Raw genomic sequence first — 16,252 nt, forward strand, 5'->3', positions numbered from 1 at the left:
GGGCAACTGATGCGATCAGCTGTTCAGACGATCCATTTCGCTGCGATATTCCTGGCCCAGTTGCGTTTTCTCGTCGTCATTGAATTTCTGACCGGCCGAGATGAAAAACTGCTGCTCTTCATCCTCGAAGTGGTGCAATGCCATCTCCCGAAGCTTTTTGGCATGGCCAAGCCAGGCCGGTGAGCTGAAGTCGGTACTCTCCATCTGTTCGATGACTTCATCCATCTCATGATGCTCGGCGATACCGTGACGGGATTTTTCGACCCCGTTGTCATAGGCCATCAAGGGGCGATAGAAGAAACGCTCCTCGGCGGTTTCATGCGTCTGAAGCGCCGCCTTGACGCGCTGGAAAAGCTCTTCTCGCCCATCGCTGTCGCCGTGGGTCTTGACCAGCAGGTCCAGCAGCGTGCGTTGAGTGTCGTGGTCCTTGCGAATCTCTTCAAAAATGGTGCTCATGGAGGTATTCCTTCATCAGGCGGTCGGCTTTTATGATCAATATCGCGGCCGTCAGGTGGCCGAGCCTCGTGTCTCAAGGACAGGGCGTTATTCATATGGTGTGATGCCGCCTGCAGTGTAGTTCCCGTCACGCCGGAATGCCTGGCGCCATGCAGCTCTGCTAGACTCCGTCGGCTATAATGCGCGCAAGGTATCGTGATCCTCGATACGTTTGCGCAATCAGGTTTGTCAGGTGCAGCCGGCGGCCTTTTTACAGGCCAGCACCAGGAGGAATGGCTTGAACATTTTGATGTTCACCAACACCTATAGTCCCATCGTGGGGGGTGTCAGCGAATCCGTTCAGCGGTTCGTCGAGTGTTTTAGAGCATCCGGTCATCGGGTGCTGGTCGTGGCGCCCACGCTTGACGGCCAGCCCGACACGGAGACCGATGTCATTCGGGTGCCTGCCATGCAGCGCTTCAACGGCAGCGACTTTTCCCTGCCAGTCACGATTCCCGGCTCACTGGATGACGCCATTCGGGACTTTGCCCCTGATATCGTGCACTCCAATCATCCGTTTCTGCTGGGAGATACGGCGGTGCGCGTCGCCCAGGGGCGCGGGCTGCCGCTGGTGTTTACCCATCACACCCTTTATGAACATTACACCCACTACGTGCCGGGCAACTCTCCGGTGATGCAGCGCTTTGCGCTGGCGCTTTCCAACGGCTATAGCGCGCTTTGCGATACCGTGATTGCGCCCAGTGACAGCATTCGCGACATTCTGCGTGAACGCGGCGTGAAGACGGCGCTGGAAGTGGTACCCAGTGGGGTGGATATCGAACGCTTTTCCAGCGGTAATCGCCATCACTGGCGGTCGCACTTCGGTATCGATGATCATGCTCATGTGGTCGGCCATGTCGGACGACTGGCACAGGAAAAAAACCTGCCGTTTCTCACCCAGAGTGTCTGTCAGGCGCTATGCGATCATCCAGACATGCACTTCATGGTGGTCGGTGATGGTGACGAGCGGGATGCCATCCTGACCCGGGCCCATCAGATGGGGGTGGGTGAGCGGGTGCATCTCACCGGCGTGCTCAAGGGGCAGTCGCTGATCGATGCCTATCACGCCATGGACAGTTTTGCCTTTGCCTCCTTCAGTGAAACCCAGGGGATGGTGGTGGTGGAGGCGATGGCCGCAGGCCTGCCAGTAGTGGCACTTGATGCCACCGGTGTGCGCGAGGTGCTTTCTCATGAGCGCAACGGATTGCTGTTGCCGGAGCAGGATGAGCAGGCGTTTGCCCGGGCGCTGGGGAGTCTTTCGGACCCGCAGCGCTGTCAGAGCCTGCGTCAGGGTGCGCTGGAGACGGCTTCGAAGTTTGATACCTGCAAGTGCGCCGATCAGTGTCTGGCGGTCTATGAGCGCCTGCTGGCGGCCCATCAGACCCGAAAGGCATCATCAAACGGTGACCAGACGACCTGGGATCAGGCGCGCGCCCGACTGGAGGCAGAGTGGAATCTGCTGTGTCATCGCGGCACGGTACTGCGCCGTGTCTTCGGTGGCTCAAAGCGGGTAGCGCCGCGCATGCGTCCGGCGCCGCCGACCGGGCAAAGGGTGCCGCTGGTCGAGGGCAGCCTGACGCCGCTGACCCAAGGACACCATTTTCAACCCGGTAGCGCCACCTCGATCACCCCGGGGGAAGTGACCCTGATGCAGCTTCGCGATGACCTGGAGGGCAACGTACCTGCCTCCGGCGTCAAGAAGACCTGAGACCACGACGCCGACCGTATCAGGCCTGCTGTCGGTGTCGTGAGATCCAGCGAAAGACAAGACCCAGTACGACCACGCCTGCGACTGCAATGACCAGCCAGAGAAGATCATCCAGACTGCGCGAGCGGATCAGCTCGCCCAGTCGGCTGCCCGCGACCGTGACGGCCGCCAGCCCCGGCAGAATGCCGATGACCGAGCCGACCATGTAGACCCCATAGGGCATTCGGCAGGCGCCGGCGATCATGTTGGTGAAAGTGAACGGGGCGAGTGGCAGCAGGTTGAAGACAATCATGGTTCGAATGCCATGACGCGAGACGCTGTCGGCCAGGCGATGAATACGATCGCCGCCGTAGCGGGTCAGAATCTCACGCCCCAGCGCTCGGCCCAGAAGCCAGGTCGCCGTTGACGCGACCATGGTGCCCGAAAGCGCATAGAAAAGCCCCCACCAGGGACCAAAGATCAGCCCGGTTGCCCCCACCAGAATCGTCAGCGGAAACATGATCAGGCTGCCAATCATGTAGGTCAGCATCAGCACTGGCGGTGCCCACCATGATTCGCGCAGACTCATGGTTTCACCCAGCCACTGCTCGAGCTTTTCAGCCGTAATGGCATCACCCATGGCAAGCCACTGCCAGAAACCGCCCATCGCCAGCATGAGCACAATTACAATAATGACAAGCCACACACGCCTGGTCATGACAACGCCGTCCGCAGCCAGAGAAGGGCCACGAGTCTAGTCAGGCCGGACAGGCGCATCAACCGGTGCGATGACGATAATGTGACAGTGCTGTCATGAACGCGCGGCCTCATGCCAGCATCAGCACAGTTTTGGGTCTCACCAAAACGTTTGATGCCAGCACGTTGCCACCATGAAAAGCCCCGGTCAGGACGACTGATCGTTTGATGGAGAAAATCGTGACTCGTCTACCGCCGCTGGCCTGGATGCAGGCCTTTGAAGCTTCGGCCCGTCACTTGAGCTTTACCGCCGCCGGTGTAGAACTTGGCGTCTCACAATCGGCAATCAGTCAGCGTATTCGATTGCTTGAAGATCGTCTCGGACAATCCCTGTTCATTCGTCATTCACAGCGCATTTCGCTGACGGATGCCGCCCGGGCCTGGTTGCCCGGCCTGCAGACGGCCTTCTCACAGCTGTCCATGGGCACTGCGGAAGTCTTTGGGCCGGTCAGTAACGCGCCTGTCATTTTAAGAGCAACGCCGGGGGTTCAGCAGTACTGGCTGGCACCTCGGCTGGCGGCTTTTCATCGCCAGCATCCAGAGATCGAACTGCAGGTGGTGACCGCCATCTGGTCACAGCAGTTTGGCACTCTCGATGCCGACATCGAAATTCGATATGGCCTGGGAGACTGGCAGGATGTTCAGATGCAATCGCTGGGTCATGAGGTCATGACGCCGATCTGTGCCCCGCAGGTAGCAGCCATGCTGGAAACCCCCGAGGATCTGGCAGGGCAGACCCTGTTGCATGCTACCGGGTTTTCCGCGGGTTGGGCCGGCTGGCTGGAAGCCGCAGGGGTTGGACATCTGACTACCCATGCGCGCCGGCTGGTCTGTGATACGCAGATCATGACGCTGCGCCTGGCTGCCTGTGGGTGCGGTGTGGCACTGGCGCACCGTCGTCTTCTTGAAGAAGATGATCCGGCGCTGGTCATGCCCTTCGAGGCCACTTTGCCTACCCGGGAAGGGTTCTGGCTGGTGCGACCAGAAGAGCGCACCCTGCATCAAAACGCCGGGCTTTTATGGCAGTGGCTGGCCCGCGAGGCAAGCGGGCCTGCCTGACGGGGCTAGCGTCCGACGCTGACCAGCGAGCGTATCGGGCTCGATAGCGCCGGGGCATGATCGACGGTGGCACGCTCGAACAGATAGGCATCCATGGCCAGAGACTGTTGGGAGATAACCGCGTTGAAACGCTGTGGAGCCCGGGTATCACCAGCCCCCAGTGCGATAAACAGGGGCAGCAGATGCTCATCGCTCGGATGGGCGCGTACCGCCTCAGGGGCCAGACGGCGATAGTTCAGCAGTGCGCCATCGTTTCGCTGGGCCATCTGCTGGCTGATCCAGGTCTGGAAGGCATCGACATAGCCGGAGACCTCGATACGATCACCGTGCATGTCGCCCAGGTTGTGGGTGATGCTGCCGGAGCAGATCAAAAGCGTCTCGTCATCGAGCGACTGTGCCAGTTGGCGACCCAGATAGTAATGCCAGTCGGGATCATGGCGGGCGCTGATGGAGATGCCCACCACCGGAATATCAGCGTCGGGGTAGAGATGTCGCAGTGGTACCCACATGCCATGATCCAGGCCCCGCTCAGGGTCCAGCCAGGACTGCAGGCCGGCAGCGCTCAGCCGGCAGGCGATGTTGCGGGCCAGCTGTGGCTCGCCGGGTGCCGGATACTGCAGGTCATACAATGGCTCAGGAAAGCCGTGAAAGTCATGAATCGTTTTCGGCGCCTTGCTTCCTGTCAGGCGAATGGGAAAACCCGACCAGTGGGCCGAGGCGATCACAATGCGCGCCGGGCGCTTGAGCTGACCGGACAGGGCACGCCACGCATCGGCGTTGTCACTCTGATCCAGGGCTTCTACAGGTGAGCCATGGGAAATGAACAGAACCTGTGCCATGTCATGAACTCCGGTCGTTGAGGGAAGAGTGCTGTCCGGCAAGGCCTGACAGGCCCAGCCTGCCGCCATCAAGGCAGCTCAGGGCCAGGGCGGTCACGGCGAGAAACACCGGATACTCCCAGCCACCGCCGGATGAGGAAAACATCCACCCGTTGGCGATATGAGGAATGCTGGCACCGACGAGCTCAAGGGCCAGAATCAGCGCCACCCAGCGCACCCGAACGCCCAGAATCAGCAGCGCTCCACCGACCAGTTCAAGCCCGGTAATGGGCCAGGCCAGCCAGGCCGGCAAACCGATCGAGGCAAAAAATGCGCCGGTGCCGGACAGTGTCCAGACCAGCAGCTTGGTCAGGCCGTGAGCAATGAACATGGCGCCCAGTGCCAGACGCAGCAGCAGGGCGGCGATATCCTGCCCCGTCAGGCTGCGAGTCGAACCGGTCATCTCCGAGGTGACCTGCATGATGAATTTTCCCTTAACATTGAATGCCGGCAGTTTGATTGCTTCCTTATCCAAGATAAAGATGCTAATTAGAGAGTATTGGTTTTTGATCTGGAAACAATCATGGATACCGTTGCGGCCCTCAAGGTCTTTATGGAAGTGGCGCAGCAGGGCGCCTTCATTGGCGCGGCTGAGCGGCTTTCGATGTCCCGCTCCTCGGTCAGCAAGCACATTGCCTTTCTGGAGCAGCGTTTTGGAGCGCGCCTGATCAACCGAACCACACGGCGCCTGAGCCTGACGGATGCCGGGCGGGAGGTTCTGGCTCGGGGGGAGACCATTGTGCGAGAGCTGGCCACCCTTGAGGGAGTTTTGCACGATGATCAGGCGCTGCTGGATGGTCGGTTGCGTATCAGCGCGCCTTATTCCTTTGGCATTCGCTATCTGGGGCCGCTTCTGGCCCGCTATCGACAGGAGTATCCCTCGGTCTCGCTGGAGCTGGTACTCAGCGACCGCCAGGTCGACCTGGTCGATGAGGGCTTTGACATGGCGCTTCGTATCGGGATGCTGGAAGATTCCACGCTGGTTGCGCGTCGTATCGGCAATATCGGACTGACACTATGCGCCTCGCCAGACTATCTGGCGAGAAAGGGCACACCTCAGCATCCCTGGGAGCTGTCGTCACATCAGGGGCTCCACTATCGTTATGCCCGCCACGGTCAGCGCCTGCATTTTACCCGTGGTGCCAATCATCACAGCGGTGCGACGCAGGCCGGGGTGACGGCCAACAGCGGCGAGATCCTGCGTGACATGGCCATTGCCGGCATGGGCATCACGCTCCAGCCGGACTTCTTGCTGCGGGAAGCACTGGATAGCGGACAGCTGGTGCGCGTTTTGCCGAAATACGACCCGGATGTGCTGGGACTTTATTGTGTGTATGCCCATCGCGATCAGGTAACGCCCAGGCTTCGCAGCATGCTCGATCATCTGCGGGAGTGGTTCGAGCACCGTCCAATCTTCTGAGGGTGACAGGGTCATGGCGGCCGGATAGAAGCCTGCTCATGTTCACGGAGCGATTCTTTCAGACGCTTGAGGGGGTCCTGATTGAAATAGCGTACCAGCAGGGCATAAAGATCCGGCCAGACAGCCTCAAGTTGCTCCGGTGCACTGAAAAAATATTCACAGCATACGGCAAGAAACTCGCTGGGGTGTGTGGCTGCATACTCGTCGATGGGCGGTATTTCACCGCGCGCCAGCGTGTCCTGCATCGCCTGCCAGGCTCGCATGAAGGTGTCATACCACTCCCTGGCATCGATATGGGCCGGCAGGGCAGGCTGGCCATCGAAGGCCATGTTGCCGGTCATGTCGAGCTTGTGGGCGAATTCGTGAATGATGATATTGAAGCCGTCCCAGTGTCCGCAGCACTCGACCTCCCCCAATGACAGCGCGACCGGTCCTCCCCAGGAGGTTTCCCCGGCGCGTTCATCATCAAATTCATGCATGACGCCAAAGTCATCCATTTCCTGAACATGGCGATGAAAGGCGCCGGGGACCACGATAATCTCGCGGGTATCTCCCAGCGCTGCCAGTGCCTGCCTGTCCGACCAGCCAAGACTCATCAACGCGATCTGTGAGGCCATCCTGAGATGCGTTTCAACGGACCACTCGACACCTGGCGGCAACGATAGACGCAGCTCGAACAGCACGCGCCAGCTGCGCTGGCCAAGGCGGTCCAGCAGGGCCTCGGAAAGCCCGGTCAGCAGCGGCAGCGTAGTACAGACGTGCTGCCACGCTGCTTCGGGCAGCGGGTGATGCGTCTTCCAGCGCTGCCATTTCTGCTCCTGCCACCAGCCCATGCGTCTCTCACTCTTTGCTCATTGATTATTCAATGATAGATGAGCTGTGTGTATTAGGGCATGACCGAGTCGAGATCGACAGGTGCCCATGAAAAGGGCCTCCCGATGGGAGGCCCTGAAGACGATCGAAAAATCATCGGATCACGATCAGGTGGGCGTCCAGCCGCGGCCCTTCATACAGTCATCATAGGTCTGATCGTTGTCTGCCTTGTTTTCCATGACCTGGCAATCGGCCTTGTCGGAATGCAGCTGCTGTGAGGTGCCGTCCGGCTTTTGCCAGTCCGGCCCACCGGCACAGCCGCCCAGCCAGAGAGTGGTCAGGGCAAGGGTGGCACCTGTCATCAAAACTTTTTTCATCGTCGCCTCCTGCTGATGGGTGAATCGGCAGGTATGCCCGCCGATCCTTGCCAAAGCTTAGAATACTGGCATGTAAAGACAATCAGAGTTGTACAACCGTTCGTGTCAATATGAATCCGGGTTGGAGCCTGATTTCCACGACCAGTCACGCCAGCGCAGATCAAACAGGTCCTTGCGGCGATCCTTGAGATTGGTGACCGAGCCCTCGCTTCTGACCACGCGCAGACGCGTCAGGTCGAGATCCGAAAACATGACCATTTCGGTATTGGGCGTGGTTTCCGACATCACGGCATCATGCGGGAAAGCGAAGTCCGAGGGCGAGAAGACCGAAGACTGTGCGTACTGGATATCGAGATTCTCGATCGAAGGCACGTTGCCGACGCTGCCGCAGGCAACCACGTAACATTCGTTTTCGATGGCCCGGGCCTGACTGCAGTGGCGCACGCGCAGGTAGCTGTTTTTGGTATCGGTCCAGAACGGGACGAACAGAATATCCATCTCCTGGTCGGCCAGCAGGCGCGGCAGTTCGGGAAATTCGACGTCATAGCAGATCAGGATGCCGATACGCCCGGCATCGGTGTCGAAGACGCGCAGTTCATCGCCGCCTTCAACTACCCAGTCGCGCCGCTCCTGCGGGGTAATATGCAGCTTGGCCTGACGCTCGATGTTGCCATCGCGGTGACAGAGATAGGAAACGTTGTAGAGCTTGCCTTCGCTGCCTTCCTCCATCATCGAGCCGGCAATGATATTGATGTTGTAGGACACTGCCATGCGCGAGATTTCCGTCTTGAAGCGTTCGGTAAATCCGGCCAGGAAGTGGATGGCCTTGATCTGGTCCGACTGGTCGGTCAGTCCCATCAGGGGCGTGTTGAAAAGCTCCGGGAATACGGCGAAATCACTTTGATAGTCGGCGATGGCGTCGACATAGAATTCGACCTGCTGAAGCACCTGCTCGACCGAGGCGAACTCGCGCATCTGCCACTGAACGGCGCCAATGCGTACCTGGGTCTTGCGCGATTCCAGCACACGATCGACCGGCTCATAGAGAATGTTGTTCCACTCAAGCAGGGTGGCGTAGCCCTGCGAGCGTTCATCCTCGGGCAGATACTTCTTTAAAAGGCGCTTGACCAGAAAGTCATTGGCCAGCTGGAAGGAGAGAATCGGATCATAGATCTCCTTGCGCGAGACCTGATCGATGTACTGCGTCGGTGACAGTTCGGCGGCGTGCTCGAAATAGTTGGGAATGCGACCGCCGGCCAGAATGGCGCGCAGGTTCATGGAGCGACACAAGTCCTTGCGCGCTTCATACAGTCGCCGTCCAAGACGATAGCCCCGATAGGCCGGATCGATCAAAACATCCAGCCCGTAGAGCGCATCGCCCTGAACGTTGTTGAGAATGATCTCCCGATTGCCGATCAGGTCATCATACTTGTGCGGGTTGGAGAAGGTTTCATAGTCGACCAGCACGGTCAGGGCGACGCCCACGATACGGTCTTCATCCTCGATGACAATCTGGCCATCCGGAAATTCGGCGATCAGACGATCGATGGTGTGCTTTTCCCAGGCGCCGCCAATGTCGTTGTAAACAACATCCATCAGTACCTTGAGTTTGGCGTAATCCTCGACTTCAAGATTGCGTAGATTGAGGTGTAGATCTTCGATCGACATGGCGATCCTTGCTCCAGAAAACGTCGGTCATGGTAGGCCTCAGTCTAGCATGGGGCGATGACAGTGCCTGAAAGCGATGTGCCGAGGCGGGAGGCGTATCCCGAAGCGGCTTCATGACAGGCGTTTGTGATAGAGTGCGCGCGCCCTTTTAAAGCGGCAATGCCATCCGGCCATATGGTCGGGCTCCACTCTCCTATCCCTGGTTGTGCTGCATCAATGAATGCCATTGTCATCTCCATCCTTATCATGGTCGGCCTGAGTCTTTCTCGTGTGCCGGTCGTGGCAGCCCTGATCGTGGCGGCAGTGTCCGGCGGTCTCTATAGCGGTCTCTCCATCCATGAGGTGCTTGACGCCTTCAATGATGGCATTGGCGATGGTGCCGGGATCGCGCTTTCCTATGCCTCCCTTGGCGCCTTTGCCGTGGCGCTGGCACGTTCCGGGATCACCGAGGGTGTGGCGCAGCGATTTCTTCGAGCGCTTGATGGCCAGCGGACCCATCCGAAAACCCTCAAGACGCTGCTGGTAGTTTCCCTGCTGACGGCCGCCGTCTGCTCACAGAACCTGGTCCCGGTCCACATTGCCTTTATCCCCATCGTGGTCATTCCGCTGCTGCCGGTCTTTAATCGCCTGAAGCTCGATCGGCGGCTGGTGGCCTGTGTGATCACCTTTGGTATTACCGCACCCTATATGCTGCTGCCGGTCGGCTTTGGCGCCATCTTTCTCAACGACATTCTGCTGGCCAATATCAACGCTGCAGGTGAGTCGGCAGGACTCGAGATCACGGCCGCTCAGGTACCCATGGCCATGGCGCTGCCCATTTCGGGCATGCTGGTAGGACTTCTGGTGGCCGTCTTTATCAGCTATCGCCGCCCGCGTGTCTATGAGGATCGCCCTGTTGCCAATCAGGCCGATGCCGCAGCGCCGCAGAGCAGTACCGCTGAACACGATGCTCGAGCCCGGCTCAGGCCCTGGCAGTGGGTCGCACTGGTCGTATCGATTGGCGCCACACTGACCGTTCAGCTCTGGCTGGATTCGATGGTACTCGGCGCGCTGGCAGGTTTTGTGGTGCTGTCACTCAGCGGCGTGTTTCGCTGGCGCGAACAGGACGGTGTCTTCAGCGAAGGCATGCGTCTGATGGCGACCATCGGATTTATCATGATCACGGCGGCAGGCTTTGCCAGCGTCATGCAGGCCACCGGCGAGATTGATTCACTGGTACAAAGCGCCCATGCCTTCGGCAGCAGTCAGGCAGTGGCGGCGCTGATCATGCTGCTGGTGGGGCTTTTCATCACCATGGGCATCGGCTCATCGTTTTCGACCATTCCGATTATCGCTTCTCTCTACGTGCCACTGGCGCTGAGTTTCGGTTTCTCGCCCATGGCTACCGTGGCGCTGGTGGGGACGGCCGCAGCACTGGGTGATGCCGGCTCTCCGGCGTCCGATTCCACGCTGGGGCCAACCTCCGGTCTTGCGGCCGACGGCCAGCACGATCATATCCGCGATTCGGTGGTGCCGACCTTTATTCACTACAACCTGCCACTGATGGCCTTTGGCTGGATTGCCACCATGATTCTCTAGGAAGGCCGCTCCCTGTGAGGTATCTCTCAACTGCTATAGTTGGGAGGTACCGCGACAGTACGGCGTTGGGCGTGTACGGCTGTCGATCACATCAAGAAGGAGGAAGCATGGCGCGCATCATGTATGACCTTTGTGGCGAAAATACTGCACTGCGGTTTTCTCCCTTTTGCTGGCGAGCGGGGCTGGCCATGCATCACAAGGGTCTGACGTTCGAGACCCGGCCATGGCATTTCACCGACAAGCAGGACATTGCCTTTTCAGGGCAGGAGAAAGTGCCGGTCATCGTTGACGAAGACGATGAAGTGGTCACTGACAGTTTTGACATCATGACCTGGCTGGACAGGAAGTATCCGGGTCCGGCACTGTTTGGCGATGACATGGCACGCTCGCGGGCGCGTTTTATCAAGCACTGGGCGGAAACGCAGCTTGCCCCGGCACTGATGAAAGTGGCCATTCTGGACGTGTTTTCAAACATTGATCCAAAGGACCAGCCGTATTTCCGGGAAAGCCGTGAAGCGCGTTTTGGTATGACGCTGGAAGCGTTTCAAAATACCGAGCAGGGTCTGGAGATGCTGGAGAAGGCGCTGCCGCCGCTGCGCGCGCAGCTTGAAGGATCTTCCTTTATTGACGGAGATCATCCGGGTGGCGCTGACTATCTGGTCTTTGGCATGTTCATGCTGGCCTATGTGGTTCGCGATGGCGCGCTGCTCAAGTCCGATGATCCGGTCGCGCAGTGGCATGAGCGCATGCTGGATCTTTTTGGTGGTCTGGCACGTAACGCGCCCCGGGTAAGGTAAATCCGGCATCTCGCTGTCTGGCATGGAGTCGGTCACCGTATGACTGTCATGCCTTTCGAAACTTAACACGGGTTTGACGCCACCGCCTCGATATCGATTAATAGTGATAATCATTCACATTCATGAGATACGAGGCGGCACCCGTGAAGCCATCCACTCCTTTTCGTAGACTTTCCTGTCTTGCCCTGTGCCTTGGCAGCGCTTTCGCGACAGCGCCAGTGCTGGCCGATGCGCTCAATGTCTATACCATCCGTCATCATGATTCCCACGATGCCCTCTATGACGCGTTCAGCGAACGCACGGGCATCGATGTCAATGTTCAGGAGATCGAATTTGAAAGGCTTCTTGAGCATGCCGAGGGTCGAAACAGAATCAATGATGCCGACCTGGCAGTAATTGTGGATGCTGTGCGTCTACATCAGGCAACAGAGAAGGGGCTCTTTGATCGTACGTCGTCTGCCACGCTGAATGAGCGGCTGCCCGAGTCAGTCCGACATCCGCAAGGGGAGTGGTTCGGCTTTGGCCAGCGTACTCGGGTCGTATTTTACGATCCACGCGATGTTCAGGCCGACGAGATCCGCGAGTATGCCGACCTGGCCGATCCGCGCTTTGAAGGACAGATCTGCGTGCGCTCCTCCAGTAATACCTACAATCAGGCTCTGCTGGCCTCGATAGTGGCACATGAGGGCGAGGAAGCTGCCGAGGCGTGGGCACAGGGAATCGTCAACAACATGGCACGTGCACCTGAAGGCGGCGATCGTGATCAGATCAGTGCCGTAGCCGACGGTACGTGCAATATCGCCATCGCCAACCACTATTACCATGTTCGCATGATGAAAGGTGGCGACGCCGAACAGCGTGCCGCCGCCGAGCAGGTTGCCATTGCGTTTCCGGAGCAGGGAGAGGGGCAGCGCGGGGCCCACATGAACGTGGTTGGCATGGGAGTGATGGCAGGCGCCCCGCATCGCGACAATGCCGTGCGGTTTATGGAGTTCATGACCACAGCGCCAGCACAGCAGCTTTTCGTGCAAGACAGCTACGATTATCCCGTCGTGGCGGGCGTGGCCCCGGCTGATGCCGTGACGGCGCTGGGCACATTCAAAAAGGATACGCTGGTGGCCAGCGAGTTGGGCGAGCACCTGCAAACGGCCAATGAAATTTTCGAACGTGTCGGATGGCAGTAACGATCGATCCGACCGCAGCATGACAAAAGATAAACCCGGCCTGGCCGGGTTTTTTCATTTAGTGCGGCTGGCGCAGCGCCTTTAACGCTCCCTGCAACAGCGATAGCTCCTTGCGGGTTGGAGACGCGCGCCGATAAAAGTTTTGCAGCCGCTCCAGCGTCTGGGCATGAGGCTGATTGAGAAATCCGGCTTCCTGCAGTGCAGCGGCCAGAGACTGCTGGAAGTGCTGCATCTGTTCGCGGGTGGGTGGAAGATCCTTCTCCCGCTCACTCTCACCCTCATGCGTTGTGATCCCGCTGTCCGTTCGGCGGTGTCGCCAGGCGCGATACAGTTCGTGGGCGCAGACCTGAACGGCCTGTGAGAGGTTGAGAATCGGGTAGTCCGGATTGGCCGGCAGGCTCAGCTGATGCGTGCAGCAGGCGATCTCGTCGTTGGTCAACCCCGAGCGCTCGCGACCAAAGACGAGTGCGACCGGCATCTCTTCGGCCAGCGACATCAGCTCACGTGCCATCTCGTCGCCTTCTTCAAACTGCGGCAGTGCCAGATTGCGCAGGCGGGCAGACAGGCCCACCACGATGCCGCAGTCGGAGACCGCGTCTTCAAGGCTTTCCACGACACGCGCCTGCTCAAGCAGCGGCTCACCACCGGCTGCCATGCGGGTAGCTTCTTCGTCGGGAAACCGGCGCGGGTTGACCAGCACCAGCTGTGAAAGTCCCATCGTCCGCATGGCGCGCGCAGCGGCACCGATGTTGCCCGGGTGCCAGGTCTGTACCAGCACGATACGGACATTCTTGAGCGCTGAAGGTTGCTCAGTCATGCTGGCGTGCTCCCGAATCGGCAAACCGCTTGAGGGCCTCACCCTCGAGCCGATAGGAGAGCCACTCCTTTCGAGGCAGAGCGCCGATGGCATCATAGAAATCGATCGCAGGCTGATTCCAGTCCAGCACCTGCCAGTCAAAACGCGGGCAGTTGTTGTCCACCGCGATACGGGCCAGTGCCTGCATCAGCGCAAGCCCGGCGCCCTGGCCTCTGGCGCTTGAGGTGACGAAAACGTCCTCGACATAGAGACCGCGATGGCCAAGCCAGGTCGAATAGTTGAAGAAATAGACGGCTAGGCCAATCGGTTGATCGTCTTTCATGGCGATCAGGGCATGGGGGTGTGGGCGGTCGCCGAAAAGGGTGTCTCGAATCATCGATTCATCAGCCTTCATCTCGTGCTCGGCACGCTCATAAATGGCAAGTTCGGTGATGAAACGCACAATGTGGGCTGCGTCATCGGGGACGGCGGCGCGGACGGTGAGAGACATGAGAGCAGACACGCTTTTAAATCATGAATGGGGCATGAAGCATACCATAGACATGAAAAAGCCCCGCACAAGGCGGGGCTTTCGAAGTGACCCGGAAAGGGTCGGGCTTCGGGGGATGATTACATCATGCCGCCCATACCACCCATACCGCCCATGTCACCGCCACCGGCAGCTTCCTTCTCTTCCGGATCATCGGCGACCATGGCTTCGGTCGTGATGATCAGGCCGCCTACGGAACCGGCAGATTGCAGGGCAGAGCGCGAGACCTTGGCCGGGTCGAGAACACCCATTTCAAACAGGTCGCCGTACTCGCCGGTCTGAGCGTTGTAGCCGAAGTTGCCTTCGCCATCGCGGACACGGTTGAGAACAACAGACGCTTCTTCACCTGCGTTGGTAACGATCTGGCGCAGCGGAGCTTCGAGAGCACGAATGGTCAGCTGAATGCCGTGCGTCTGGTCTTCGTTGGCGCCCTTCATGTCGCGCAGGCGAGCCGAGGCACGAACCAGTGCGGTACCGCCACCGGGCACCACGCCTTCTTCAACGGCAGCACGAGTCGAGTGCAGCGCGTCTTCAACGCGGGCCTTCTTCTCTTTCATTTCCACTTCGGTGGCAGCACCGACGCGGATAACGGCAACGCCGCCGGCCAGCTTGGCAACACGTTCCTGCAGCTTCTCGCGATCGTAATCGGAAGACGTATCTTCGATCTGCGTACGGATCTGGCTGACGCGCGACTCGATGTCGGATTCAACACCGTTGCCGTCGATGACGGTGGTGTTTTCCTTGGACATGGTGATGCGACGAGCGCTGCCCAGGTGATCCAGAGTGGTCTGCTCGAGGCTCAGGCCGACTTCTTCGGAGATCACGGTACCGCCGGTCAGGATGGCGATATCCTGCAGCATGGCCTTGCGACGATCACCAAAGCCCGGTGCCTTGGCCGCTGCGACCTTGACGATGCCGCGCATGTTGTTGACGACCAGAGTGGCCAGCGCTTCGCCTTCGATGTCTTCGGCGATGATGACCAGAGGCTTGCCGGCCTTGGCCACGTTTTCCAGCACCGGCAGCAGTTCGCGGATGTTGGAGATCTTCTTGTCGACCAGCAGGATGTAGGGGTCTTCCAGCTCGACCGACATGGTGTCGTTGTTGGTCACGAAGTAGGGCGACAGGTAGCCGCGATCAAACTGCATGCCTTCGACAACTTCGAGCTCGTCTTCGAAACCGCGACCTTCGTCAACGGTGATGACGCCTTCCTTGCCAACCTTTTCCATCGCATCAGCGATGATCTGGCCGATGGTGCTGTCGCCGTTGGCAGAGATGGTGCCAACCTGAGCGATGGCGCGCGAATCGGTGCACGGAACGGCCATGCTGCGAATTTCTTCGACGGCCTTGGCGATCGCCAGGTCGATGCCGCGCTTGAGATCCATCGGATTCATGCCGGCGGTTACGCCCTTGAGGCCTTCGTTGACGATGGCCTGGGCCAGAACGGTTGCCGTGGTCGTGCCATCACCAGCAACGTCGGAAGTCTTGGAGGCAACTTCCTTGACCATCTGTGCGCCCATGTTCTCGAACTTGTCCTTCAGCTCGATTTCCTTGGCGACGGAAACGCCGTCCTTGGTGACGGTCGGTGCACCGAAGGATTTTTCCAGCACAACGTTACGACCCTTCGGCCCCAGCGTTGTCTTGACGGTATCGGCAAGAACGTTGACACCGCGCGCCATGCGCTTGCGGGCATCATCGGAGAACTTGATCTGCTTGGCGGACATTACGGTAATTCCTCGATTCTATGTTCGTGTAAAAAATGACGTAGACGTAAAAGAGGTATCAGCCTTCGAGCACGCCGAGGATGTCGGACTCGCTCATGATCAGAACTTCTTCACCGTTGATCTTTTGTTTCTCGACGCCAAAGCCATCCTTGAAGATCACCTTGTCCCCGACCTGTACGTCGAGGGGGCGAGTTTCACCGTTTTCAAGGATACGGCCCTTGCCAACTGCGAGGATTTCACCGCGGGTGGGTTTTTCCTGCGCGTTGCCGGGCAGAACGATGCCACCGGAAGTCTTTTGTTCTTCTTCCACGCGACGAACGACAACGCGATCGTGCAAAGGACGGATGTTCATTTCTCACGTTCTCCCTAACTGGTTACATGGACTGCTCGAGGGCGCTCAGCAAATGGCTTTATAGCCCTCAGGTTCCGGCATCACCGGAGTATTTGGGTCGATATCACGACGTGGCAGATTA

Annotated in this window: 17 protein-coding genes; 6 read left to right on the forward strand and 11 right to left on the reverse strand. The window is 58.9% G+C overall.

Annotated features, from left to right (window positions below; all coding sequences use genetic code 11):
- Window positions 1-15: 15 nt before the first annotated feature.
- On the reverse strand, window positions 16-456 hold the full coding sequence (locus tag B9G99_RS10410; protein ID WP_086622095.1) for a hemerythrin domain-containing protein: 441 nt from the start codon (window positions 454-456) through the stop codon (window positions 16-18).
- A 277-nt stretch (window positions 457-733) separates the two neighbouring features.
- Here B9G99_RS10410 and B9G99_RS10415 point away from each other — a divergent pair, with 277 nt between their 5' ends.
- Window positions 734-2,203, forward strand: coding sequence for a glycosyltransferase (locus B9G99_RS10415; protein ID WP_086622096.1), 1,470 nt, complete (start codon window positions 734-736; stop codon window positions 2,201-2,203).
- A 19-nt stretch (window positions 2,204-2,222) separates the two neighbouring features.
- Here B9G99_RS10415 and B9G99_RS10420 read toward each other — a convergent pair whose 3' ends face one another.
- Window positions 2,223-2,900 carry a TVP38/TMEM64 family protein gene (locus B9G99_RS10420; protein WP_086622097.1) on the reverse strand — a complete coding sequence of 226 codons (678 nt, stop codon included), beginning with the start codon at window positions 2,898-2,900 and terminating at the stop codon, window positions 2,223-2,225.
- A gap of 218 nt (window positions 2,901-3,118) precedes the next feature.
- On the opposite strand from B9G99_RS10420, the gene B9G99_RS10425 reads away from it, so the two are divergent.
- Window positions 3,119-3,997: a LysR substrate-binding domain-containing protein gene (locus B9G99_RS10425; RefSeq protein ID WP_086623427.1), complete on the forward strand. Its 879-nt coding sequence runs from the start codon at window positions 3,119-3,121 to the stop codon at window positions 3,995-3,997.
- A 5-nt stretch (window positions 3,998-4,002) separates the two neighbouring features.
- Here B9G99_RS10425 and B9G99_RS10430 read toward each other — a convergent pair whose 3' ends face one another.
- Window positions 4,003-4,836: a DODA-type extradiol aromatic ring-opening family dioxygenase gene (locus tag B9G99_RS10430; RefSeq protein ID WP_086622098.1), complete on the reverse strand. Its 834-nt coding sequence runs from the start codon at window positions 4,834-4,836 to the stop codon at window positions 4,003-4,005.
- Window position 4,837: 1 nt separating this feature from the next.
- Window positions 4,838-5,296 carry a DoxX family protein gene (locus B9G99_RS10435; protein WP_227875785.1) on the reverse strand — a complete coding sequence of 153 codons (459 nt, stop codon included), beginning with the start codon at window positions 5,294-5,296 and terminating at the stop codon, window positions 4,838-4,840.
- A gap of 102 nt (window positions 5,297-5,398) precedes the next feature.
- Between B9G99_RS10435 and B9G99_RS10440 the strand changes: the two genes are divergently transcribed.
- Entirely contained in the window at window positions 5,399-6,295 is an 897-nt protein-coding gene (locus B9G99_RS10440) for a LysR family transcriptional regulator (protein ID WP_086622099.1), read from the forward strand.
- Window positions 6,296-6,306: 11 nt separating this feature from the next.
- On the opposite strand, the gene B9G99_RS10445 is transcribed toward B9G99_RS10440, so the two are convergent.
- The 3 genes from B9G99_RS10445 to B9G99_RS10455 all read right to left on the reverse strand — a co-directional run bounded on the left by B9G99_RS10445 (window position 6,307) and on the right by B9G99_RS10455 (window position 9,153).
- Complete coding sequence (locus B9G99_RS10445) at window positions 6,307-7,128, reverse strand: M90 family metallopeptidase (RefSeq protein WP_086622100.1); 822 nt, start codon at window positions 7,126-7,128, stop codon at window positions 6,307-6,309.
- Between the two features lie 147 nt (window positions 7,129-7,275).
- Entirely contained in the window at window positions 7,276-7,485 is a 210-nt protein-coding gene (locus B9G99_RS10450; protein WP_086622101.1) for a hypothetical protein, read from the reverse strand.
- Between the two features lie 105 nt (window positions 7,486-7,590).
- Entirely contained in the window at window positions 7,591-9,153 is a 1,563-nt protein-coding gene (locus B9G99_RS10455) for a bifunctional GNAT family N-acetyltransferase/carbon-nitrogen hydrolase family protein (protein WP_086622102.1), read from the reverse strand.
- A gap of 216 nt (window positions 9,154-9,369) precedes the next feature.
- On the opposite strand from B9G99_RS10455, the gene B9G99_RS10460 reads away from it, so the two are divergent.
- The 3 genes from B9G99_RS10460 to B9G99_RS10470 all read left to right on the forward strand — a co-directional run bounded on the left by B9G99_RS10460 (window position 9,370) and on the right by B9G99_RS10470 (window position 12,712).
- A complete protein-coding gene (locus B9G99_RS10460) occupies window positions 9,370-10,731 on the forward strand; it encodes a Na+/H+ antiporter family protein (RefSeq protein ID WP_086622103.1) in 1,362 nt (453 codons plus the stop codon).
- 107 nt (window positions 10,732-10,838) lie between these two features.
- Window positions 10,839-11,528 (forward strand): glutathione S-transferase N-terminal domain-containing protein, encoded by a 690-nt coding sequence (locus tag B9G99_RS10465; RefSeq protein ID WP_086622104.1) that lies wholly within the window; start codon window positions 10,839-10,841, stop codon window positions 11,526-11,528.
- Between the two features lie 143 nt (window positions 11,529-11,671).
- The gene (locus B9G99_RS10470; RefSeq protein ID WP_227875786.1) at window positions 11,672-12,712 is read left to right on the forward strand and encodes an extracellular solute-binding protein; all 1,041 of its coding nucleotides are present in this window, start codon (window positions 11,672-11,674) and stop codon (window positions 12,710-12,712) included.
- A gap of 58 nt (window positions 12,713-12,770) precedes the next feature.
- Here the strand turns inward: B9G99_RS10470 and B9G99_RS10475 are convergent, their stop codons facing one another.
- The 4 genes from B9G99_RS10475 to B9G99_RS10490 form a co-directional block, all read right to left on the reverse strand.
- The gene (locus tag B9G99_RS10475) at window positions 12,771-13,529 is read right to left on the reverse strand and encodes an RNA methyltransferase (protein WP_086622106.1); all 759 of its coding nucleotides are present in this window, start codon (window positions 13,527-13,529) and stop codon (window positions 12,771-12,773) included.
- Window positions 13,522-14,019 (reverse strand): GNAT family N-acetyltransferase, encoded by a 498-nt coding sequence (locus B9G99_RS10480; RefSeq protein WP_086622107.1) that lies wholly within the window; start codon window positions 14,017-14,019, stop codon window positions 13,522-13,524. The genes B9G99_RS10475 and B9G99_RS10480 overlap by 8 nt, the downstream gene beginning before the upstream one ends.
- Before the next feature lie 119 nt (window positions 14,020-14,138).
- Complete coding sequence (groL, locus tag B9G99_RS10485; RefSeq protein ID WP_086622108.1) at window positions 14,139-15,779, reverse strand: chaperonin GroEL; 1,641 nt, start codon at window positions 15,777-15,779, stop codon at window positions 14,139-14,141.
- A gap of 58 nt (window positions 15,780-15,837) precedes the next feature.
- A complete protein-coding gene (locus B9G99_RS10490) occupies window positions 15,838-16,131 on the reverse strand; it encodes a co-chaperone GroES (protein ID WP_086622109.1) in 294 nt (97 codons plus the stop codon).
- Between the last annotated feature and the right edge of the window lie 121 nt (window positions 16,132-16,252).

It is taken from the genome of Kushneria konosiri, from assembly GCF_002155145.1.
Lineage (GTDB): Bacteria > Pseudomonadota > Gammaproteobacteria > Pseudomonadales > Halomonadaceae > Kushneria > Kushneria konosiri.